The 23,385-nt window shown below is 67.5% G+C and carries 17 protein-coding genes; 7 read left to right on the top strand and 10 right to left on the bottom strand.

Features of this window, described 5'->3' with window-relative positions:
* Window positions 1-101 precede the first annotated feature (101 nt).
* Window positions 102-389 carry a hypothetical protein gene (locus ACPXCG_RS08695; protein ID WP_425791108.1) on the top strand — a complete coding sequence of 96 codons (288 nt, stop codon included), beginning with the start codon at window positions 102-104 and terminating at the stop codon, window positions 387-389.
* An 82-nt stretch (window positions 390-471) separates the two neighbouring features.
* Here the strand turns inward: ACPXCG_RS08695 and ACPXCG_RS08690 are convergent, their stop codons facing one another.
* Complete coding sequence (locus ACPXCG_RS08690; protein WP_425791106.1) at window positions 472-3,465, bottom strand: UPF0182 family protein; 2,994 nt, start codon at window positions 3,463-3,465, stop codon at window positions 472-474.
* 279 nt (window positions 3,466-3,744) lie between these two features.
* On the opposite strand from ACPXCG_RS08690, the gene ACPXCG_RS08685 reads away from it, so the two are divergent.
* A complete protein-coding gene (locus ACPXCG_RS08685; protein WP_425791104.1) occupies window positions 3,745-4,365 on the top strand; it encodes a PPA1309 family protein in 621 nt (206 codons plus the stop codon).
* A gap of 13 nt (window positions 4,366-4,378) precedes the next feature.
* On the opposite strand, the gene ACPXCG_RS08680 is transcribed toward ACPXCG_RS08685, so the two are convergent.
* Window positions 4,379-5,419 (bottom strand): YlbL family protein, encoded by a 1,041-nt coding sequence (locus ACPXCG_RS08680; RefSeq protein WP_425791102.1) that lies wholly within the window; start codon window positions 5,417-5,419, stop codon window positions 4,379-4,381.
* 88 nt (window positions 5,420-5,507) lie between these two features.
* On the opposite strand from ACPXCG_RS08680, the gene ACPXCG_RS08675 reads away from it, so the two are divergent.
* The 3 genes from ACPXCG_RS08675 (at window position 5,508) to ACPXCG_RS08665 (ending at window position 9,435) form a co-directional block, all read left to right on the top strand.
* Window positions 5,508-6,977 carry a zinc-dependent metalloprotease gene (locus ACPXCG_RS08675; protein ID WP_425791100.1) on the top strand — a complete coding sequence of 490 codons (1,470 nt, stop codon included), beginning with the start codon at window positions 5,508-5,510 and terminating at the stop codon, window positions 6,975-6,977.
* A 122-nt stretch (window positions 6,978-7,099) separates the two neighbouring features.
* Window positions 7,100-8,038, top strand: coding sequence for a hypothetical protein (locus ACPXCG_RS08670; protein WP_425791098.1), 939 nt, complete (start codon window positions 7,100-7,102; stop codon window positions 8,036-8,038).
* A gap of 80 nt (window positions 8,039-8,118) precedes the next feature.
* A complete protein-coding gene (locus ACPXCG_RS08665) occupies window positions 8,119-9,435 on the top strand; it encodes an ABC1 kinase family protein (RefSeq protein WP_425791096.1) in 1,317 nt (438 codons plus the stop codon).
* Between the two features lie 141 nt (window positions 9,436-9,576).
* On the opposite strand, the gene ACPXCG_RS08660 is transcribed toward ACPXCG_RS08665, so the two are convergent.
* The 8 genes from ACPXCG_RS08660 to ACPXCG_RS08625 all read right to left on the bottom strand — a co-directional run bounded on the left by ACPXCG_RS08660 (window position 9,577) and on the right by ACPXCG_RS08625 (window position 22,070).
* The gene (locus tag ACPXCG_RS08660) at window positions 9,577-9,867 is read right to left on the bottom strand and encodes a WhiB family transcriptional regulator (RefSeq protein WP_425791094.1); all 291 of its coding nucleotides are present in this window, start codon (window positions 9,865-9,867) and stop codon (window positions 9,577-9,579) included.
* Window positions 9,868-10,030: 163 nt separating this feature from the next.
* Window positions 10,031-10,282, bottom strand: a complete 252-nt coding sequence (locus ACPXCG_RS08655; protein WP_425791092.1) for a hypothetical protein — start codon at window positions 10,280-10,282, stop codon at window positions 10,031-10,033.
* Between the two features lie 324 nt (window positions 10,283-10,606).
* On the bottom strand, window positions 10,607-12,652 hold the full coding sequence (locus ACPXCG_RS08650; RefSeq protein WP_425791090.1) for an ATP-dependent DNA helicase UvrD2: 2,046 nt from the start codon (window positions 12,650-12,652) through the stop codon (window positions 10,607-10,609).
* Between the two features lie 122 nt (window positions 12,653-12,774).
* Window positions 12,775-13,059: a mycoredoxin gene (locus ACPXCG_RS08645; protein ID WP_425791088.1), complete on the bottom strand. Its 285-nt coding sequence runs from the start codon at window positions 13,057-13,059 to the stop codon at window positions 12,775-12,777.
* A 49-nt stretch (window positions 13,060-13,108) separates the two neighbouring features.
* Window positions 13,109-14,062, bottom strand: a complete 954-nt coding sequence (gene nudC / locus ACPXCG_RS08640) for an NAD(+) diphosphatase (protein ID WP_425791086.1) — start codon at window positions 14,060-14,062, stop codon at window positions 13,109-13,111.
* The gene (locus ACPXCG_RS08635) at window positions 14,059-15,129 is read right to left on the bottom strand and encodes a potassium channel family protein (RefSeq protein ID WP_425791084.1); all 1,071 of its coding nucleotides are present in this window, start codon (window positions 15,127-15,129) and stop codon (window positions 14,059-14,061) included. The genes nudC and ACPXCG_RS08635 overlap by 4 nt, the downstream gene beginning before the upstream one ends.
* Window positions 15,130-15,166: 37 nt before the next feature.
* On the bottom strand, window positions 15,167-18,559 hold the full coding sequence (locus ACPXCG_RS08630) for an ATP-dependent helicase (protein WP_425791082.1): 3,393 nt from the start codon (window positions 18,557-18,559) through the stop codon (window positions 15,167-15,169).
* The gene (locus ACPXCG_RS08625) at window positions 18,552-22,070 is read right to left on the bottom strand and encodes an ATP-dependent helicase (protein ID WP_425791080.1); all 3,519 of its coding nucleotides are present in this window, start codon (window positions 22,068-22,070) and stop codon (window positions 18,552-18,554) included. Before ACPXCG_RS08625 ends, ACPXCG_RS08630 begins: the two co-directional genes overlap by 8 nt.
* A gap of 103 nt (window positions 22,071-22,173) precedes the next feature.
* On the opposite strand from ACPXCG_RS08625, the gene ACPXCG_RS08620 reads away from it, so the two are divergent.
* On the top strand, window positions 22,174-22,974 hold the full coding sequence (locus ACPXCG_RS08620) for an alpha/beta fold hydrolase (protein WP_425791078.1): 801 nt from the start codon (window positions 22,174-22,176) through the stop codon (window positions 22,972-22,974).
* Between the two features lies 1 nt (window position 22,975).
* On the top strand, window positions 22,976-23,278 hold the full coding sequence (locus ACPXCG_RS08615) for an MGMT family protein (protein ID WP_425791076.1): 303 nt from the start codon (window positions 22,976-22,978) through the stop codon (window positions 23,276-23,278).
* The last annotated feature ends 107 nt before the right edge of the window (window positions 23,279-23,385 follow it).

Below are 23,385 nucleotides of genomic sequence, written 5' to 3'. Positions count from 1 at the left end.
ACCTGCGCTGACCTGCGCAAAGCCGAGGTCTCCAGAATCAGTATGTGACTAACATCACAGAAGCGTATCCTGGCGGTACGTCAACCGAAGGAGGAGAAACGATGGCAACCCATCATCTGCCCCATCACGAGAGCCACGGAAACCATCCGATGAGTGTCATCGGGTACGTGCTGACTCTCGGCGGTTTCGCTTCCGCCGCGCTCTGGCTCGTGTCGATGGCAGGCGGCCACGTCGCAGCAGCCATCTTGTTCGGCCTGTTGATGATCGGTGCGTTCGCCGTCGCCGCATCGATCTTCCTGTCTCTCAATCATCGCCACCATCACAGCCCGGTCCTACCCGACGACACCGAGCGGGAACTCGATCGGTACATGCACCGATATCGCGAGTGATCCACTGACATCCGCCGACGAAATGGCGGGGCGCACCAGAATTCTGGTGCGCCCCGCCATTTTCCGATTCGAGCGGCGGTGATCAGCCTCCCGACGGCAGCGATTCGTACTGCGACACCGCCTGATTCAGCTGATCGAGCGCCGCGCCGTACGCCTTGAAATCACCCTTCATCTGCGCGTCCTTCAACGCAGTAAGGGCCGAACCGATCGCTTGGACAGCGGCGTCGCGCTCCGGTGACTGCCCCTGCTGAGGTGACGGACTCGCCGCCGCGGCGTTCGCGGACTGTGAGGGTTGAGCACTCGCACCACCTTCGACAGCCGGACCACTCTCTGGGTCCGTCACCGCGGCGGGATTGATCCCCACTTGACGCAGCGCCTCTGAAACCGTGGCCGCATAGCCGACGCGGGCACCGTCGCTGGCCGCGTTGTAGTAGACGATCACGCGATAGAGCTTCGGAATCGCCGAGTCGTCGGTCTTCGACTGGGTGTACATCGGCTCGACATACAGAATCCCGTTGCGGCCCACCGGTAGCGTCAGCAGATTGCCGTAGGTCACCCGGGTGGTGTCCTCGACCTGCTTACGATCCGACGCGACCGGACCGGCGCTCTTCATGTTCTCCTGCGCCTGCTGCGGGCCGACGGTCTGCTTGGCCGTGGGCAAGGTCTTCACCGTGATCCGGCCGTAGTCCTGCGGATCGGACGACGCCGTCATGTAGGCGGCAAGGTTCCGGGTGTTCAGACCTGTCATCACCGTCGTCAGCTGGAACTGCGACTCGGTCCCGTTGGGAGCGGCAGCGGTGAAGTAATACGGTGGCTGGTTCAGCCCCTGCTGCACGGCCTGGTCCTTGCTCGGATCCGCGGGAATCGACCAGAAGTTGTTGCTGCGGAAGAAGGTCTCGGGATCGGACACGTGGTACTTGGCGAGCAGAGCACGCTGGATCTTGAACAGGTCCTCCGGGTACCGGAAGTGCGAGAGCAGATCCGGGTTCTGGTCGAGCTCAGCGCGTGACTTGACGGTTCCCGGGAAGACCTTCATCCACGTCTTCAACACGGGGTCGGAGGTGTCGAACTGATAGAGGTCCACCTTGCCCGTGTAGGCGTCGACGGTGGCCTTCACCGAGTTGCGCGCATAGGAGATCTGGCGGTTGACCTGAGTCCGGCCGGTCTGCCCCTGGTTGAGCTCCTGGGCATCAGACGTAGCGCCCTGCAGCGACATCCGCTGCGCATACGGGTAGGTGTCGAGCGTGGTGTACCCGTCGACGATCCACTTGATCGATCCATCGGCCATCACCGCGGGATAGGTCTTGGAGTCGAGGGTCAGCCAGGGGGCGACCTTCTTCACACGGTCGCGCGGATCGCGGTCGTAGATGATCTTGGAGTTCTTGTTGATCGCGCCCGAGAGCAGGATGTTGCGCTCGGTGTACTTCACCGAGTACAGGAAACGGTTGAACCAGTTGCCCAGCGAGACACCCGAATCGGCGGTGTAGGTGTAATTCTTGCCGTCCTCGTCGTACTCCCGGTCGCCGTTGTCCGAGCCGACGATGGCGTAGTCGGGGTTCACCTTGGCGATGAGCTCACCGAAATAGATGCGCGGCTGTTTGACCTTGATGGGTGCGGTCTGCTGATAGTCCTTTGACCGGATCGTCTCGAGGTCACTGACCTTGAACACGGGCAGACCACCACGGTCGCTGTCGCTGTCGGACGACGCCTCGTCCACGGTGTTGGCCGGCGCTGCGATGAACCCGTTGCCGTGGGTGAACACGGTGTGCTTGTTGATCCAGTTCTGCTGGTTCTCGCCGTACTTCGACGGATCGAGCTCACGGGCCGCGACCACGTAGTCGCGCTCCTGTCCGTCGACCTTGTAGCGGTCGACGGCGAGCTGCGCGGGGAAACCATAGAAGTTCTTGAGGAACTGTCGCTGATTGAAGGCCGGCGCAATCACGTTCGGGTCCAGGATCCGGATGTTCGACAACGTCGCCGAATCACTGTTGACCGCCACCGGATCCGCCGGGGTCTCGGTCCAGTTCTGTTCGTAGGTGACGTCGTCTTTGTCGCGGATCTTGTAGGCCTGTTTGGTGGCCGTCAGGTTGCGCGCTATGTACTCCGATTCCTTCTGCGCGGCGTTCGGCTTGACCGAGAACTGCTCCATCGCCAACGGCCATCCCACACCGATGACCAGGGCCGACAGCAACATGAGTGCGGTCGCGAGTGCCGGCACACGGAGGTCGCGCAATACCACCCCGGCGAAGAACGCCAGGGCACAGATGATCGCGATGGCCATCAGGATCAACTTCGACGGCAGCACCGCGTTGATGTCGGTGTAGCTGGCGCCAGTGAAGATCTCCTGTTTGCGCTGACTGGACAACAGCGAATAGCGGTCGAACCAGTACGCGACGGCCTTGAGCAGCAGGAAGATCCCGGCAAGCGCGGCGAGCTGCACACGCGCCGCGGTGGTCATCGACGGCTTCGTTCCGCCACCGCCGAGGCGGAGCCCGCCGAACAGGTAGTGGGTGATCAGGTTGGCCAGGAACGAGATCACCACGATGACGAACAACAGATTGAGCACGAGCCGGTAGAACGGCAGATCGAACGCATAGAAACTGACGTCGAGCCCGAACTGGGCGTCCTTGACACCGAAGCTCACACCATGCAGGAAGGTCTGGACCGTCGCCCAGGAACCTTGGGTGACCAGACCGGCGAGCAGGCCGATCAGGGCCGACGGCACGATCGCGAACCAACGGGTCCGTCCCATCACGGTGGCCCGATAACGAGCCAGCGGATCGTTCGGGCCGGAGGCCGGCACGAATACCGGTCGAGACCGATAGGCCATCGCGATGGCCCCGAACACGACCAGACCGACCACCACGGCCGTGACCAGGAACAGCACGACGCGTGTCCACACGATCGTGGAGAACACCCGCGTATATCCGAGATCAGAGAACCACAGCCAGTCGGTGGCCAGTCCCACCAAACGTGGCCCGATCAGCAGCAGCACCAGGATGGCGACGCCGATCCCGATGGCGATCTTGCTCCTGCGCGACAGTGTCGGCATTCCCGCCGGCCCGCGTACGCCCACCTACCCACACTCCAAAGTTCTCATTTCGGGCATCGGCCCGACCCGTACGAAGCCCGCAGGGCTCGTGTTCGTCCAACTGTACTGGCCCGGTGTGGCGCTGGTCCGACACCGGTGCCGCCGGACGCCGACCTCACACTCGGTGACGAGGTCGAGGCGTTGACGCCCTGGGTGAATCGACAACGCACTGCCGCCCAGGTGAGTTCCATGTCACATCACGCTCGGCGTGGTGGGCTCGCGCGAGTGGCACCCGACGTCGTCGGGACGCGGCAAGATGGACCGGTGACCGATCAGCCAACACTGTCGCCCGACGGCCTCTCACCCGACGCGCTGGGCCGCGCTCTGAGCGACATCGTGACATTCGTCGACGAGAACGGCTGGGATCAGCCGCCGATCCTGTTCGCCCTGGTCCCGACAGCCACGCTGGCGCAAACCCAACCGGATCTGATCGATCCCGACGACGACTCCGAACTGAGTCCGATCGCGCAGGAGTCCCTTCCGATCGGCTCCGAGCCGTCTGGCAACGCAGACCTCGAACACATCCTCGCGACCACGACGTGGCCGGCCCCGGTCACCGGCGCCGCGCTCGTCCAGGAGATCCTTGTGCTGCCGCCCGAGGCCGAGGCGGACCTGGATACGGCGTTTCTGCAGGTGCCAGGCGACCCGGACGACCCGACCGGAGGTGACGCCGTCCTACGCGCCTCGGCCGACGCCCATCCCGGTGCGCGCCCCGCCCGGCTCGCGATCGGCGCACTGCGCGACGGCTGCACATTGGCCCTGATGCAGTTACGTCCCGAGAGGGGCGCCGATCCGGCCGGCATCGAGTTGCTCACCCATCACGACCTGGCCACCGATCTGCGCGCCGCCCTGGCGCACACGCTCGACCACGGCCCCGACAGCTGACATAAGGCGGAGATCAGCAGTGCGGGGCGGGACGCCCTGCGCCCACGTCGCCGAGCGCGTCGACGGCGCCCTGCAGGTTGTCCACCTTCACCAGGGTGAGCCCGTCGGGCGCATCCGAGGTGGCCTCCGCGCAATTGCGCTGCGGCACGAGGAAGACGGTGGCGCCGGCGTCCCGGGCAGCGCGCGTCTTGTGCGTGATGCCGCCGATCGGGCCGACCGCACCGTCCTCGTCGATCGTCCCGGTCCCCGCGATGAACTTGCCGTGGGTCAGTTCGCCCGGACTCAGCCGGTCTATCACCGCCAGAGTCAACATCATCCCGGCCGACGGGCCGCCGATGTCACCGACGTTGTATGAGATCTTCAGTGCCGGATCGGCATTCACCACCTCGGGGGTGACGCCGAGATAACCGACCTTGGGGTTGTCGGGACGAGCCGCCAGCGTGACCGTCACCGTCTGCTTGGTGCCGCCGCGATCGATCTCGATGGGAACGACGGCGCCCGGAGCATTGCCCTTGACCGCGGCCTGCATCTCGGCCGTCGTCGAGACCTGCTTGCCGGCGACCGTCAGCACCTGATCGCCCTGCCGGAGCACATCCGCGGACGGGCCGCCGGGAGCGACGGTCGCGACGACGACCTTGGTCGGCCGGTTCAAGTAGCGCAGGGCCGCGGCGGTGGCGCTGTCCTCCGAGCCGGTCATGTCCTGCTGATTCTGTTGCTGGACATCGTCCGGTGACTGATCGGGCGGGTACAGGCGGTCGCGCGGCTCCAGCGTGTACGTGCCGGAGATCCACATCCCGAGAGCCTGGAACATCGACATGCCGTCGGTGACCGAGACGGTCGTCAGGTTGAGATTTCCGGTCGTCGGATCGGTGGGCGTGCCGGTGATGTCGACCACGGACTTGTCGTCGAGGGTGCCGAGTGTGTTCACGGTCGGGCCGGGGCCGAGTGCCACGAACGGCACCTGCACGGTCGTCCCGACGAACAGCAGTGCGACGAAGACCAGCGCGGTGACGGCGACGGTCGCGATCCGACGATGCCCGGGCTGCAAGCTCATTCCGCTCACAGTAACGGACCCCTCCTACATTGAGCCGCCTACGCTCAAGGCGAACGCCGGGACGCCTGGCGGGCGGTACCGTGGAGGCATGAGTGATCTGCCCTTCGGGTTCTCCCCCTCCGGCGACGACGATGACGAACGCCGCGGCGAGGACAAGCGTCGCGAGGACAAGTCCGGCAACGACGCGTCCCCCGGCGACCCGGGCAACCCGCAGAATCCGTTCGGTTTCGCGATGGGCGGCGCCGAGGGTTTCGATCCGTCCCAGCTCGGCCAGATGTTCTCCCAGCTGGGCAATATGTTCAGCGGTATGGGCGCCGGGATGGCGCCCGGTGCGGGTGGCGGTCCGGTGAACTACCAGGTCGCCACGAACCTCGCTCGCCAGCAGATCGGCAACTTCACACCGGTGCTCGACAAGGAGACCCAGGCCGTCGCCGACGCGGTCCGGTTGGCCGACGTCTGGCTCGACGATGTGACCACCTTCCCCGGCGGTGTTCGGCAGGCCGTCGCGTGGACGCCGGTGACGTGGCTCGAAGAGTCGATGCCGACCTGGAAGCGGCTCTGCGATCCGGTCGCCACCCAACTCTCGCGAACCTGGGAACAGAATCTGCCCGCAGAGGCCGCCCAGTTCGCCGGCCCGATGATGGGCATGCTGACCCAGATGAGCGGGATGGCCTTCGGCACGCAGCTCGGCCAGGGACTCGGCCAGCTCGCCAAGGAGGTTCTCACCTCGACCGACGTCGGACTCCCTCTGGCCCCGGAGGGCACCGCGGTCCTCCTGCCCGAGGCGATCGCGAATTTCGCCGAGGGGCTCGAGCAACCGGCGCAGGAGATCATCCTGTTCCTCGCCGCCCGGGAGGCCGCGCACGTACGCCTGTTCACCCACGTCGGGTGGCTGCGGCAGCGTCTGCTGTCCACGGTCGAGGAGTACGCGCGGGGCATCAGCATCGATTTCAGTGGCATCGCCGACATGACGTCCGGCATCGATCCGCAGGAACTCCTGTCCGACCCGTCCAAGCTCGAGGAGCTGATCGGGTCGTCGGCGTCGTTCGAGCCAACCACCACACCCGAGCAGCAGGCAGCGCTGGCCCGGCTGGAGACCCTCCTCGCACTGATCGAGGGCTGGGTGGAGCAGGTGGTGTCGAGGGCTCTCGACGACCGCATCCCGAGCGCGGCCGCCCTCACCGAGACGATGCGGCGGCGCCGTGCCACCGGCGGGCCCGCCGAGCAGACCTTCGCGACGCTCGTGGGCCTGGAGTTGCGGCCACGCAAGGTGCGCGAGGCCTCCGCCCTCTGGCGGCAACTGTTGGAGGCAGGCGACATGTCGACTCGTGACGGGGTGTGGGCACATCCGGATCTGATGCCCGACGCCGACGATCTCGACCATCCGGCGGCGTTCATCGACGGCGTCATCGGCGGCGGGGCCAGTTCCTTCGACGACCCGATCGCTCAGCTCGAGGCGACCCTCGCGCAGGAGCGCGCGGACCAGGAGTCGCAGGGCGCGAAGCCGGACGACTCCCCCGACTCCGACGACCCGCCCCGCGACTCCGGCACGTCGTGATCGCCGCGGTGGTACAGGACGCTCCCGCACCACCGCAACCGCACTGAACACAGGCGTTCCGACTTGTGCACAACCTGTTCCACGACACCTGAGACCGCCTCCGGGGGTGGCAGAGTGACGTCATGTCCGATCCGAGCGCCCGGCACCCACGTCCCCCGGACGAATCCCGAGGTGCTCGCGAGACCATCGAGTTGCCGAGCAGCCTCCCGCTGGTACGACCGGGGACACCGGTTCTGGTCCGGCCCGGCAATCGCGTGCATGTCGGCAGCGATCCGCACCGCAGCCTGATCATCGAGCTCTCCTCGCCGGTCCGCGCGGACGCGGTCGCGACGCTGGTGCGTGATCTGAGCCGCCCTCGGTCGCGGGGAGAGATGCTGCGCCGCGCGCGGTCGATCGGCCTGACCGCAGCCGATCTCGCCACCATCGTCGGCAGGCTCACCGCCGCCGGCCAGGCGATCGCCACCGACAACGGCAGATCGTCGTCGACGCTGCGCATCCGTCTGCATGGACGCGGCCCCCTGTCGGACCTCCTCGCCGCCTCGCTGACCGAGGTGGGGATGGTGCCGCGCCGGTCGACTCGTCGTCCCCATGACACGGTCGACGGGTGGGATGCGAACCTCGTGGTGCTCACCGACTTCCTGGTGCACGACCCGGCTGTCGTCAACGCACTCATCGCCGCCCGCATCCCGCATCTGCAGGTGCGCGTCCGAGACGGAGTGGGCGTGATCGGACCACTCGTGCTGCCCGGTCTCTCGAGCTGTCTCCGGTGCGCGGATCATCATCGCACCACGATGGAACCGGACTGGCCCCTCCTGGCCGCGCAGATGGTGCGTCAGCCGGGCTATGCCAGTGCCGGCACCATCCGCAGCACCGCCGCACTCACCCACGAACAGATCGAACAGCTCGCGGGCGCGCTCTGGGCCGGCACGTCGACCACGTCGACACCCCAATTATTCAATCGCGCTTTGGAATTCCACGCAGATCCGGCAAGACTCGCAGTGGTCGAATGGCCACCGCACCCGTTGTGCGATTGCCGCCCGATCATCGCGCAGGCCGGTTGACCACGGCAGCAGCCCGGCGCTCGGGTGTGGCGGTCGTCGGGACGGGCCCGTCCTCTATCCTGAGGTGGGGAAAGGACGCTATGAGCGACATCACTCGGGGGCAGGGACGACGCAACGCCAAGTTGGCGTCGCTGCCCATCGGTATGGCCGGACGCGCAGCGGCCGGTCTCGGTAAACGCATGGTGGGCAGGGACAAGGACGAGGTCCAGCAGGAAATGCTGGAACGGGCCGCCGACCAGCTGTTCGCCGTCCTCGGCGAGCTCAAGGGCGGCGCCATGAAGGTCGGTCAGGCCATGTCGATCATGGAGGCCGCCATCCCCGACGAGTTCGGGGAGCCCTTCCGCGAGGCGTTGACCAAATTGCAGGCGGAGGCGCCGCCGCTGCCTGCAGCCAAGGTGCACAAGGTTCTCGACCAGCAACTCGGCACCAAGTGGCGCGAACGATTCCGTGAGTTCTCCGATGAACCCGCCGCGTCCGCCAGCATCGGGCAGGTCCACCGGGCCGTCTGGTCGGACGGCCGCGCCGTGGCCGTCAAGGTGCAGTATCCGGGTGCCGATCACGCCCTCAAGGCGGACCTGAAGACGTTGTCCCGGATGTCGGGTCTGTTGCAGAAGCTGTCGCCGGGCACCGATGTCAGGGCGATGATGGACGAACTCATCGACCGGACAGAGGCCGAGCTCGACTATCTCGGGGAAGCCGACAATCAGCGCGCCTTCGCCAAGGTCTTCGACGGCGACCCGGACTTCCTGGTTCCCAAGGTCGTGGCGAGCGCACCGAAGGTGGTTGTCTCCGAATGGATCGACGGCACCCGGCTGTCGAAGGTCATCGCCGACGGCGACCAGGCGACCCGCGACAACGCGGCCGCGAAAATGGCCACCTTCGAGGTGAGTTCACCGTTCCGTGTCGGACTGCTCCACGGCGATCCGCATCCCGGGAACTTCTTCCTGATGGACGACGGCCGTTTCGGCATCCTCGACTTCGGCGCGGTCGGTCACTATCCCAACGGACTTCCACCAGAGACCGGACCCATTCTTCGTCTGGCGCGGGACAAGCAGTACGAAGAGCTCAAAGAGCTGATGGTGCAGACCGACTTCATCCGGCGTTCGCATGCCGATCGAGTGAGCCCGGCCGACATCGAGGCCTACCTGAAGCCCTATGTCGACCCGCTCTACACCGAGTCCTTCCACTTCACCCGCAAGTGGATGCAACGCGCCGCCGGCAAGGCCACCGACGTCCGCGGCGACGTCTACAAGACATCGCGAAACCTGAACGTGCCCAAGAACTATGTGATGGTGTTCCGGGTGCTGGCAGGGTGTGTCGGCATCGCCTCACAGCTCGAGGCGAATGCGCCGTACCGCGCGATCATGGAGAAGTGGGTGCCGGGTCTCGCCGACTGAGTTCGGCCCCCTTCGTGACGTTCGCAAGCTCACTCCTCAGGGACCGGGAATTCCGTTCGACCCCTGAGGAAGCGAGCCTGCGAGCACCGACCGATCCCTGAGGAAGCGAGCCTGCGAGCGCCTCGACGGGCAGCCGCCCCATCAGGCGGCGTTCTTCCGCGGCCGACCGCGCGGGCGCTTCCGCGCGATCACGGTGCCGCGATCGAGGATCTCGCCGCCCCAGACCCCCCAGGGCTCGGCACGGTCCAGCGCGGCCCGCAGGCAGGCCTCACGCAGCGGGCACTCGGCGCACATTGCCTTGGCCCGCTCCAGATCTCGGGGATCCTCGGCGAACCACAGATCGGCGTCGGCCACCTGGCAGGGCAGGTCCAGGCCATCGACCGACACGTGGTCCGCCGAAAGACACGATTCGAGAACGCAATCGACGGTCATCTTGCTCTCCACATCTACTCGTGTTGGGTGTTGAACCCGGAGTCCTCGATGTGAAGTAGTCGAAATGGAAGCTCATCACCTGGGATGAGATCGATTTCGGGTATCTACAACAAGGGCCACGGGTTCGCGTCTGCGATTCGCCCGTGGCCCGAAAGGTGCGGAGTTAACGTCTCCGCAGACTTCGTATCTGCACGGGGAACCGCTGCTCGGCTCGCGCGCCGGCGATTGCCGGGTCTGCGAGCGGTACGGCTGCGGCGGGCGCATGGGCTGCCATCGGGCACACATGGGTCACATCGACCCAGGAGCGGTCGCGACGGAAGTTCATACCGACGAAGAAGTCGATCGACGCCGCCGTCGGTGCCAGAGGCATCGCCACAGGCACGCTGACGCTCGCCTGAATGTTGATTCCGTTCACTGATCCGCTCCTTTCCGTGCTCGCAGGCTTCCACATGTGAGGCGACCCATTACGGACAAACAGGTAGCACCCCGTGCTGACGAATCAAGACTAGGGGGTGGGACAAACTTCGCACAACCCATTTTTGACCTGCGGTTTCGATACGGCGCGGGCTCGGTTTCGATACGGCGCGGGCTCGGTTTCGATACGGCGCGGGCTCGGTTTCGATACGGCGCGGGCTCGCTACGCTCGCGCGTGCCTACTCAACCCGGCGGCTACGCTCGCGCGTGCCTACTCAACCCGGCGGGTTTCGATACGCGTCGCGTTCACTTCGTTCACCCGTCGCTACTCAACCCGGCGACCTTTGACGAGGTCGAGGAGTTCTGGACCGAACTCCTCGAGTTTCGTCGGTCCGATGCCCGGAATCGCACCGAGCGACCGGGCATCTGCCGGCCGCTGGTCGGCCACCGCATCCAGCATCGCGTCGGTGAGGATGGCGAGTTCCCGCACGCCACGCCGCCGCGCACGGTCGGCCCGCCAGACCCTCAGCGCGGATACCAGCGACTCGTCGCGGTCCTCGATGCGACAACTCGCGCACCGACCTCGCACCCGCGACTCCGGGTTCACCAGCTCCGCTCCGCACACCGTGCATCGCCCGCTCCGATTCGGATCGAGGTCGATGCCGTCGAGGAATCGCGTTCGTCGGCGCGTGGCCCGTCCGCCGCCCGACCGCGACAGGCTCCACGAGAGGTAGAGGTGCTCGCGAGCGCGGGTGATGCCCACGTAGAAAAGCCGGCGTTCCTCCTCGATCGCCTCGTCACCGTGTTCGATCGCCTGGGTGATGGGAACCGATCCCTCGGTGAGTCCGACCAGGAAGACCGCGTCCCACTCCAGCCCCTTGGCCGCGTGCAGCGACGCGAGCGTGACACCGACCTGCGCGGGGGTGTGCCGCTCGCCCGCCCGCAATGCCAGCTCCGACACCAGGCGTCGCAAGGTCATACCGGGCTGGTCGGCGATGATCTCGTCGACAACGGACATCAACGTACGCAACGATTCCCATCGGGACTTCGCCGTCGGCCCCGCCGGTTCGGTCTCACTCAGGCCGAGGGGCGCCAGGACGGCGCGTACCACCCGCGTGGTCTCGGCGCCGGCGGGCAGGTCGTCGCGGCCGGCGGCGGCCTCGAGGTTGCGCATCGCCTGGCCGATCTCGGTGCGCATGAAGAACGCCTCGGATCCCCGTACCTGATAGGGGATGCCGGCCTCGGTGAGTGCCTCCTCGAAACGTTCGGACCGCGCGTTCACGCGATAGAGCACGGCGATCTCCGAGGGTGAGGTACCGGAGTTCACCAGGTGTTTGATCTGCGCGGCGACCCCGTTGGCCTCGCGCAGGTCGTCGGCGAACTCGGCCGGTCGGGGAACCGGGCCGCGGGGACGTTGTCCCACCAGCTCCAGCCTCGTGCCCGGTGAGCGCTCGGTCGCGGCACCGATGACCTGATTCGCCAGTGACACCACCTCGGGAGTGGATCGATAGTCACGTTCCAGACGGACCAGGGTGGCCTCGGGGTGGCGGCGGGTGAAGTCCAACAGGTACTTCGCGGTCGCGCCGGCGAACGAGTAGATGGTCTGGTTCGCGTCGCCCACCACCGTCAGGTTGTCGCGCTCCCCCAGCCACGCCTCGAGGAGCCGTTGCTGGACCGGTGTGATGTCCTGATACTCGTCGACGACGAAACACCGGTAGCGCGAACGGAAGTCGGCTGCATGGTCGCTTTCCCGAAGTAGCTCGCCTGCGTAGATGATCAGGTCGTCGAAATCCAGGAGCAGATGTGCACCATCACGTTTCGCAGTCTCGTACGTGTCGAAGACCGCGGCTACCGCATCATGTGGGAATGGGGTGTCGCGACCGGCGGCACCGGCGTGCGCCACGTATTCGCCGGGTGTGATGAGGGATCCCTTGGCCCACTCGATCTCCGACGTCAGGTCACGCAAGGACTCGCTGGTGGTGGTCAGGCCGACGTGACGGGCGGCGCGCGCCACCAGCGGGACTTTGTGGTCGAGGAGCTCCCAACTCAGACCGCGCGGCCAGAAGTATCGCAGCTGACGCAGGGCCGCCGCGTGAAATGTCTGCGCCTGAACCGAATTGCCGGGGCCCGCGATGTCCAGCGACCTGAGTCGCGAACGCAGCTCGCCCGCCGCGCGTGTGGTGAACGTGACGGCGAGCACCTGACTCGGATTCATCTGGCCACTGTCGATCAGATGCGCGATACGCCGGGTGATGGTCCGCGTCTTCCCGGTCCCGGCCCCCGCCAGCACGCACACCGGGCCGCGCGGGGCGAGCACCGCCCGCTGCTGCTCGGGGTCGAGACCGTCGAGGATGCGGTGGAGATCGGGCACCGGTTCACTATGCCATCCGGCACGGACACCCGATCGTCACGTCTCGCCACGCCGATCTGCGCACGGTCGGCGAGATTCTGCGCACGGTCGGCGAGAGTTGGTATCGCCGTCACCGGCGGCGATCAGACGCCGAGCTTGGCCTTGACGTCTGCGATCGACGGGTTGGTGGCCGTGCTGCCATCGGCGTACAGAACGGTCGGGACCACGTGGTTGCCGCCGTTGACGCTCCCGACGAACTCCGCGGCGTCGGGATTGAGCTCGATGTCGACCTCCTGCCACGTCAGACCGAGGCTCTTGAGTCCGGTCTTGAGCCGCGCACAGTAGCCGCACCAGCTCGTGGTGTACATCGTCAGTTCGCCGGTGTCGGAAACCCGGGCCGAGGCGTCGTCATCGATCACATTGCTCATGCCACCCATAACAGCACGGAACGGCGCACTGTTCCCGGCGAGGCCGCTATCAGCGATCCGCGTACGCCCACGCCGTGATGAGCGATCGCGCGATGGAGATCGACCCCGGGAGGCGCAACCTGCGCTCGTCTGTCCCCGTGCCCACGGATCCGTCGCCGCGCACCCACTCGGCGCCCTCCTCGAGGGCGTCGATCACCTCGGCACGGTCGAACCAGACGGCGTCGCCGATCTCCCCGTCCAAGAACTCCAGAGGTTCGTCGGGGTCTCCGATGGCGGCGAAACCCAGCATCAGCGACCGCGGGAACGGCCATGGCTGGCTTCCCAGATAGCGAGGTTCGCGGATGGTGATGCCGACCTCCTCGTGGACCTCGCGCGCGACGCATTGTTCGAGCGACTCTCCGGGTTCGACGAATCCGGCGAGGGTCGAGTACCAGCCGTCGGGCCAGATCGCCTGCCGGCCGAGCAGCAGCCGATCGCCACCGTCGTGGACGACGGTGATGATCGCGGGGTCGGTTCTCGGGAACTCGTCGGCGCCGGTGTCCACGTGCCGTCGCACCCAACCGCCGCGAGCCGGGACTGTCGCGGACCCGTCAACCGGCGAAAAGCGTGCGGTGGCATGCCAGTTCAGGATGCCCAGCGCTGTGGCGAGGAGCCCTGCCTCGTCGGCGTCCAGGCCGTGCGCACCGCGACGCGGGTCGTCGGTGGGACCGTCGATGTGATCGACACGCCGAGCCCACAGATCCGCGCCGGCGCTCTCGGCGCCGCCGATCCCGAGGAACACCGCGTCCGCGAGCGGCTCGTCGGCGAACTCGATGGCGGCGAGCCAGTGCAGACCACCACCGTCGGACACCGGGTAGCGCCCGTTGGAATCGATCAGGAGCATGCGGGCCGTCGACCACCCCGCCTGCATGCGTGCCGGGTCGTCACGGATCTCATCGGCTCGGTCGAACGTCGCGCGCGACAACAGCGGCGGCTGGTCGAACACGAACTGATCCCCGATCATTCGGACTGTCCCTTGCGCACGTAGAGCAACCTGTCCCCTGCCTCGATCTGTTCGACCTCACTGTCGTCGACGCGGTGCAATACCCCGTTGCGCACCACCCCGAGCACGATGTCTCGGGTGTGCGAGGGCGACCCACCGGTCTCGGTCGGGTCGACCTCGCGTTCAGCGATCGCATACCCCGCATCGGGTGTCAGGAGATCTTCGATGACCTCCACCACCGATGGTGTCATGGTCGCGATACCGAGCAACCGTCCTGCCGTCTCCGACGACACCACCACCGAGTTCGCACCCGACTGCCGCATCAGGTGGGTGTTCTCCGATTCCCTGATGGACGCCACGATCTTCGCCCGTGGATTCAGTTCTCGGGCGGTCAACGTCGCCAGCACCGCGGTGTCGTCGCGATTGGCCGCGACCACGATGCTCGCCGCGTGTGCCACGCCCGCGAGCCGCAGGACATCCGACTTGGTGGCGTCACCGCGGACCGTCACGAGGCCGTCGGCAGCGGCCGCCTCCAAGATGTGCGGGTCCGAGTCGACCACGACGATCTCGGCCGGCTTGATGCCGTCACCGATCATCGCGTCCACCGCGGTCCGGCCCTTGGTGCCATAACCGATGACGACGGTGTGATTGCGCACGCTGTTCCTCCAACGCTGGATCTTGAGCGCCTGCCTCGACCGTTCGGTCAGCACCTCCAGTGTGGTACCGATCAAGACGATCAGGAACAGCACGCGCAACGGGGTGATGATCAGTAGGTTGATCAGCCGGGCGGACGGGGTGTACGGAGTGATGTCGCCGTATCCGGTGGTCGAGAGCGTCACCGCGGAGTAGTACATCGCATCGAGGAACGACAGTGCGTTCGGCTGGACGTCCCGATACCCGTCGCGGTCGAGATAGACGATGATCGAGGTCGCGAACAACGCGACCACGGCGAAGACCACCCGCTTGCCGATCGCCCGACCCGGACTCTGCTGCAGTTCGGGAATCCGGACAACTCCGACCAGCGCGTAGTCGGGGCTGTCCGCGAGTTCCTCGGACCGCAGTCGCCGCCGAAACCCCCTGGACCGCATCAGCCGTACCGCCGTTCGCTCACGAGTGGAATCTAGCTCATTTCGCCAGCATTGCAGCGAGCGCCGGCCGATCGGGCAGGTCGTCGGGCTCAAGTGTGTAACCCGACCGCACGTAGTGGAATGCGGCGCGTACGTTCTCGAGCGGGACACCGGCCAATTGCGCCCAGGCGATCCGGTAGGCGGCGAGCTGGACGAAAAGCGATTCCCGGCGAGCCGGCTCCGGCACCGACCCCGTCTTCCAGTCCACCACCAGCCACCGCCCGCCCGCCTCCGCGAAGACGGCATCGATCCGGCCGCGGATCACCGTCGGACCGATCACCGTCTCGAACGGCACCTCCACCTCGGTCGGGCTGCGCTGTGCCCACGTCGATGCCAAGAACGCATCACGCAGCTGATCGAGGTCGGCGTCGGGCGACGCGGTCCCGTCGGCGGCACCCGGCAACTCGTCGACATCGAGGAGGCGGGTCGCGCCGAACCACCGCTCGACCCAGGCGTGAAACGCAGTACCCCGCCGAGCCGTCGGGTTGGGCTGATAGGGCGTCGGGCGTCGCAGCCGCCGAGCGAACGCCGCCTCGTCGGTGTCGAGTTCCACGAGCTGGCTCACCGACAAGTGCGTCGGCAGCTCCACATCGACCTCTGCCTGGTTGGTGCTGTGGTGTTCGGCCAGCAAAGCCGCCACCTCGGCGCGCCACGCGGCGATCTCCTCGTCGTCTTCGTCGTCGCCCGTCTGCTCGGACGCCGGGGCATCGAACAGCGCCGGTGCGTCCCGATCGGCGATCGCATCGAGGACCAGGCGGGCCGCAGCCGTCACCGCGAGTCGGCGCTCGCCGAGAAGATCACGCGGCCACGACTCGCTGACGATCCGCTCTGCCAGCGGGTTGGTCGCATCGTCGGCCGGCTCCGGTGCGTCCACGTCGATCACCATGTCGGTCGAATCCACGTCGGGGTCGGCGATGGACGCCGACATGATCGTGCGGATCTCCTCGAAGAACGGTGAACCGCCCCGGGACTTGTCGCCGGTCTCAGACCAATGGTGAGCCGAGATCAACAGCTCGTGTTTCGCACGGGTCAGGGCGACATAGAGCAACCTACGATCCTCTTCGAGCCGCCGCTGCCCGATCGCCTCCTTGTGTTCGGTGAGAGTCGTCTCGAGTTCCTTGCGATCCGACACCGACCGCAGATCCAACGCCGGGAATCCCTCCGCATCGGTGCCGTCGGCCAGATCACCACGCAATGCCGCGGGCAACTCCTTGGCGCTGCCCAGCCAGGTCGTGTCGGCGCGCCCGCCGGGAAAGATGCCCTGACACAGATGCGGCAGCACCACGACATCCCACTCGAGGCCCTTCGCGGCGTGCACGGTGAGGATCTGCACCCGTTGTTCGGCGACCTCGATCCGACCGGGTTCGAGCCCCTTCTCGATGGTCTCCGCAGTGTCCAGGAACGCCAGCAACCCCGGCAGATTCGCTCCGGGTCGGTCGGCATATGCGGTCACGTAGTCGGCGAATGCGTCCAGGTGTTCACGCCCGGTGATCGCGCCACGCATGCGATGGGCGCGGATCTGCGCCTCCACCGCCACCCCGATGGTGTGTTCGACGTCGGCCACCAGCTCGGGCAGCGGTTGACCGATCCGGCGACGCAACGACTCCAGCTGCGCCCCGAAGGCACGGATACGGGCGTATCCCTCGGTGCTGTACCGCTGTGCGTCACCGGGATCGACGATGGCATCCGCGATCCCGGCACGGTCGACGATCTCCGTGGGCAGGACAGCGTCGAGGGCTTCGTCGAGCTCCTCCCGGGACGCCACCACGCCCGTCGAACCATACGACTCGACCGCGGCCAACTCGGTCGCGCGTCGCCACAGCGTCGCCAGATCACCTGCGCCGAGTTGCCATCGTGCGCCGGTGAGCAGACGCATCGCCGCGGTACCGGCCATCGGGTCGGCGATCACCCGCAACATGGCCACGATGTCCTCGATCTCCGGGACATGGAGCAGGCCCCCGATACCGACGACCTCGGCAGGGATGCCGCGACTCTCCAGCTCGGCCGCCAAGGGGGCGGAATCCTCGTTGCGCCGCACCAGGATTGCCGTGGTGGGTGGGGCCTCGCCGGCCGCCTCCGCATCACGATAGTGCCGCTCCACATGGTCTGCGACCCAGCTCCGCTCGTCGACGACGGTTTCGGTGAGTGCCAGTCGCACCGAGCCGAGCGGAGCGTCGGGACGTGGCCGTAACACACTGACGGGTATCCCCCGACGACGCAGCTCGTCCGACGTCTCGTTCGCGAGGCGCAACGCGTGGACAGCATTTCGCCAGCTGGTGAGCAATTCCAGCCGAACCGCAGGCGACGAGTCGGACTGTCGGAAGTCGTCGGTGAACCTGGGGAGATTGGCAGCCGACGCACCACGCCACCCATAGATGGACTGAATGGGGTCGCCGACGGCGGTCACGGCGACGCTCCCGACTGGGTCGCGCCCGCGGGGTGGCGCCGACCCCCGGCGGCCCGGCGCCACCCCGAACAACGTCGCCAGCAGGATTCGCTGCGAGTGACCGGTGTCCTGATACTCGTCGAGAAGCACCGCTTTGAACGATTCCCGTTCGGCGGCAACCACTTCGGGGTTGCGCATCACCAAGCGCGCCGCCAGCGACATCTGACTGCCGAAGTCGAGCGCGGTGGCCGCCCGCATGGATTCCGACAGCGCCTCCACCATCGGGATCAGCTCGCGACGTTCGTCGATCACGTCGCGCACCTTCAGCAGGGCCTGGGTCGGGGTGTCGCGCTGGCGTGGTCCCTTCGGCAACGTCGCGATCAATTGATACAGGTCGTCGCCCGTGCGTCGCAGGTCGTCCATGTCGACGAGGTGCTCGGCCATCTCGCCGTACAGCTTCAGCACCGCCTCGGTGACACTGGCCGGCACCTTCTTCGTCTGCAACTCCCCGGTCCAGTTCGCGACCACCGAGAACGCCATCTGCCACAGCTCGGTCTCCGACAACAACGTGGAATTCGGCTCCACCGGCAGCAACAGACCGTAGTCGGCGATGAGCCGTCCGGCATAGGCGTGGTACGTGCTGACCTCCGGGTCACCACCGTTCAGGCGCGCAGCGATGGCACCATCGGGATCCCAGCCACGCAACGCGGGCGACCCCGCCAGCATCGACAGTCGACGCCTGATACGGACCCCCAACTCACTGGCCGCCTTTCGCGTGAAGGTCAGCCCCAGCACCTCATCGGGCGCGACGAGACCGTTGGCCACCAACCACACCACCCGAGCCGCCATGGTCTCGGTCTTGCCGGCCCCCGCGCCGGCGACGACGAGGATAGGTTCCATCGGCGCCTCGATCACGGCCACCTGTTCAGGCGTCGGTGTGGGCAACCCGAGGGCAGCGGCCAGCGACACCGCGGAGATCCTCGACCTCACGAGTCGGTCAGTCATCGATCACCGTCTTGCCGCGCAGTTGCGCGGGACAGCTGGTGGCCAGCGCGCAATGGGTACATCCGGGATTCAGCGTTGCGGCAAAGCCCGGACCCACGCTGGCCCGGGCCGCCTTGCGTACCACCGAGATCCACTCGTCCACCCGATCCGATGTGAGAGGTTCCTGTACCCGCTCGGTGGCGCCGCTGTTCCGGTTCGCCGCCGAGACGTACACCAGGCGACCGCCGCCGGGGTCGCCGTCGCCGATGCCCTCGACCCCGCCCAGTGCCAGCGCGAGTTGATAAGTTGCCAACTGTGCGTGATCTTGCGCGTCCGCCTTCGTGATCGCGGTCTTCGCGGTCTTCACGTCGACCACCACCGGCCGCCCATCGCGGTCGCGTTCGAGACGGTCGATCCGGCCGCGCAGGCGCACCGGCACCTCCGGATCGCCGTCCGCACCGGCGTCCTGAGACCCGGCGGGCAATGTCGCGTCGATCTCCGCCTCGACACCCATCTCCGACAGATCGTCACGCGAGAGTCGCAGCCAGTCACGGAAATTCGTGAGCATGGCCTCGGCCCGTTCGAGCTCACGCACCGAGTACCACGCCGCCCCGGTATCGACCCGGTCCCAGATGCCACGCAGCGCGGCCGTCACCTCGGCAGGCTCGATCTGGCCGGCCACTGCCTGCACCAGAGTGTGCACCAAGGTCCCGGTCAGCGCGGGCGTGCCGTCGCCGTCGCGGCCGCCATGCCGTTCGAGAACCCAGCGCAACGAGCATCGCGTCAACGACTCGACATTCGACGGCGACAACATGACCGGCCCACGGTCGGGGGTCCACAGGGCCGCATCGGAACTCGGGCCCGCCAATCCGTACCAGTCCTTCGGAGCAGCACCGGGAATATCCGAGTCGGCGAGTTCGGCGAGCAGTTCTGCAGCGGCCCGGGTACGCGCATCGAGCTCGCCGCTCCCGGCGCCGGTCATACTCGGCCCGCTCGGCCCGCTCGCTCCGCTCCCGGCGCCGCCCACACTCGGCCCGCTCGCTCCGCTCCCGGCGCCGGCCACCACCGCGGACCGCAACGTCGCGATCAACGACGGCAACGACAGCACCCGGTCGACGCCCGGATCCAACGGCAGTTCCGCGAAGGGCTCCATCGGCTCCTCGTCCACGGCCTCCGTCGAGCCCTCCCGACGAGTGGCGAGGGCATCAGCGATCTCCGCAACGAACCGCGACGGCGACGCGTCGCCGCTGCCGTCCTCCACCGCCGTCACCAGCAGTCGTCGCCGCGCCCGCGTACATGCGACCAGCAGCAGCCGACGCTCGTCGGCGAGCGCAGACGTGGTGCGAGCCACCGTGTCCAGCGCCTCCGGATCCACTCCATCGAGCAGATCGACCAACTGACCCGTCCCCAGCACACTGCCCCGGCTGCGCAGTGACGGCCACAGACCGTCGAGTACACCGGCCACCGCGACGACGTCCCACTCGCGGCCCGCGGCGGCATGGGCCGACAGCACGGTCACCGCGTCGGCACCCGCACCCGGAACGCGGCTGTCCCGTGGGATCTGCAGTGCCGCAAGGTATCGGACAAAACCGGCAGGTCCCGCCGCGGGCAGATTGTCGGCGAATCCGGCGGCCGCCTCGAACATCGCCATCACCGCGTCGAGATCGCGGTCGGCCTGCTCCCCGGCCGGGCCACCGCGGATCGCACTCGCCATCCACCGACGTTCCAGACCGGTCGCCTGCCAGGCCGCCCACAGGGTCTCCTCGACGCCGCGGCGTGCCACATCGGTCCGATGGGCGGCATCGACCACCTCGAGCACGCGGACCAGCGGGCGTGCCTCGGCGTCGGTGAGCGCTCGGAGATAGCGCTCGGCCTCCGTGCGGTCGAGGATCGCACGCCGGAGGGCGATCAGCGAATCGGTGGCCGCGCCACCGTCGCCCGTCCGCTCATCGAACCGGCGGACCCCGCGGCGCAGTCGGCGCATCGCACCCGGGTCGGCACCGCCGACGGGGCCGGACAGCAATGCGACCGCGTCCTCCACCGCAAACGCCTCCATGGCGTCGTCGTCGGACAACCCGCGCGCGGCGACGGCACGCAGAACCTGCATCAGCGCCGCGACGGCACGCTGACGATGCAGCGGCAGGTCGCTGGTCGGCGTGGTGACCGGGACACCCGCGGAACGGAATGCGCGACGCAACGCCGGCAACGCCAGCGATACCGAACGCACGATCACCGCCATCCGGGACCACGGGACCCCCGAGAACAAGTGCGCGCGACGCAACAGATCAGCGACCGCCGTGGCCTCCTTGGCGCCCGAGCTGAAGACCCTGACCTCGGCTCCGCCGAGCGGGTCGTCGTTCGGGTCGGTACCGTCCGACCTCACCTCCGGCGGCAATGGATACGGATGAGGACGAGCCCCCGGGAGTCGCGATGCCAACGCATTGCCGACCACGGCGACCGCCGGATGATTTCGAAAACCTTGTGTCAGCACGATATCCCGGTCGGAACCGCGGTCGGCGAGCTCGTCTGCGAACCGAGGGCTGGCACCCCGGAAACCGAACACCGACTGATCGGTGTCGGCGGCGACGACGGTCGAATCGGTGCCGGTGCCGATCAGGGTCACCAGCGCCGATGCCTGCGGATCGAGATGCTGCGCATCGTCGACGAGGAGATGCCGGATTCGTCGCCGCTGCCCGGCGAGGAGATCGGGGTCCGTGGCGAATGCCGAAAGCGCCGACCCGACGAGTTCCGCGGCATCGACGGCGGGCGCCGACGCGCCCGGGGCGTCCGCGCCGACCGCGCCGCGCAACAGCATGTTCTGCTCGTATTGGCCGTACGCCCGGCCGGCCGCCACCCACTCCGGGCGGCGATGACGGCGCCCGAGGGCGGACAGCTCCTCCGGGCCGACCCCGCGTTCGGCGGCCCGCATCATCAGGTCGCGCAACGCCTGTGCGAATCCATCGGTGCCCAGGGCCGGTCGCAGCCGATCTGGCCAATACTCTGCGCCGTCCTCGAGGTCGCCCGCCAGCAGTTCACGCAGCACCATGTCCTGTTCGGATCCGGTGATCAGGCGGGGCGGCGGATTTCCGTGCGCCGACGCCTGCAGTCGGAGCACGGCGAACGCGTAGGAGTGCACCGTGCGCACGAGAGGCTCGCGCAGTGCATGACCGGCGCCGTCGGCATCGGCGCCCGGCCCCGCCGCCAGCACCCGGCGGGTGATCTCCTCGCGGAGCATTCCGGCGGCACGCCGTGACGAGGCCAGGACCAGTACCGACTCGGGATCCACCGCTGGGCGCACCAGTCGGGACACCGCGGCGTCGACGATCAGGGCGGTCTTCCCGGTGCCGGGACCACCATGAACACGGATCGGCGACCACGGTCGGCCGGGATCCGCCGACGCCGACCCGCTGATCGCCGCCCGGACGTCGGCAGGCCACTGCCGGGCGGCATCGTCTGCACCGGCCCGGGTGGCGATCAGGCGGGTGCGCAGCGCGGTGCCAGTCCCCGGCGTGGAATCGACGCGACGTGCCATGACCCTATGGAATCACGCGACCACGACACCGCTCCGGGCTCGACCCCCGTGCCTGCCCGATCCTCGGGGGTCGGTCCGCCGGACATGCGGCAGGATGGCAGTCATGTCGTTGACCACCTACGTCTTCGGGACCGACACACCCGAGGCACCGCACGTCCTCGCGATCCACGGACTCACCGGTCACGGCAAGCGATGGGAGTCGCTCGCCGCCGATCACCTCCCGGACCTGCGGGTGATCGCCCCCGACCTGCTCGGGCACGGATACTCACCGTGGGAACCGCCGTGGTCATTGGAGGAGCACGTGGCTTCTCTGATCGTCGTGGTCGAGCAGCACATCCCGGTGGACGCCCACCCGTTCGTCGTGGTGGGCCACTCGTTCGGGGGTGCCGTCGCGGTGCGCCTCGCCCAGCGGCTGGGCAGCGACTCGGTCCGCGGACTGGTCCTGCTCGACCCGGCGCAGGGCCTCGATCCCGCCATGACCCTCCAGGTCGCCACCGACAGCCTCGAGCACTGGGACTACGCGGACGCAGCGGCGGCCAAGTCGGCCAAACGCGCGGAAGGGTGGGCAGATATCCCGGAAGAGCTGTTGGACAAGGAGATCGACGACCACCTCACCGACCGCACAAACGGGCGGGTGGGGTGGCGGGTGTCCGCCCCGGCCGCGGCAACCGCGTGGAGCGAGATGGCCCGTGACGCCGTGCTGCCGCCGCCAGGTCTACCGACCACGGTCGTCGTCGCCGATCGGGTCGACCCGCCGTTCGTCCGGCCCGCCTTTCTCGAGGCCTGCGCCACCGAACGTCCCGACTCCGTCGAGATCGTGCACGCCGATTGCGAACACATGGTGCCGTTCCTGGCGCCCGAACTCACTGCACGAGTCATCCGGTCGATGGTCGATCGGGGCTGACATGGCGGCGGTCACCGACGACGAGGTCGAGCAGGTGCGCGCCCTGGTCGGCGCGATCCCGGTCGGTCAGGTCACCACGTACGGCGACCTGGCCGCGGCCGTCGGCCTGTCCAGCCCGCGGATCGTCGGATGGATCATGCGGACCGACTCGGCTGACCTACCGTGGCATCGCGTCATCACCGCAAGCGGGAAACCTGCCACCCACCTGGCCGGCCGACAACTCGAACGCCTACGGGACGAAGGGGTTCCGGTCCGCGACGGCAAGGTGGTCCTCCGCGATTGCCGGTGGACGCCGATCGGTTGAGGGCAGCGTGGTCTCGATACGCTGCCTCGCTTCGCTCGGAAGCTACTCGACCAGCGGGAGAAGCGGCGCCTCGACCAGCGGAAGGCACAGCCAACCGACCAGCGGGA

The sequence above is a fragment of the Gordonia sp. DT218 genome, assembly GCF_049847105.1.
Taxonomy (GTDB): Bacteria; Actinomycetota; Actinomycetes; order Mycobacteriales; family Mycobacteriaceae; genus Gordonia.
Note: the sequence above shows the minus strand (reverse complement) of the source record. Positions and strands in the feature narration are given on the sequence as shown.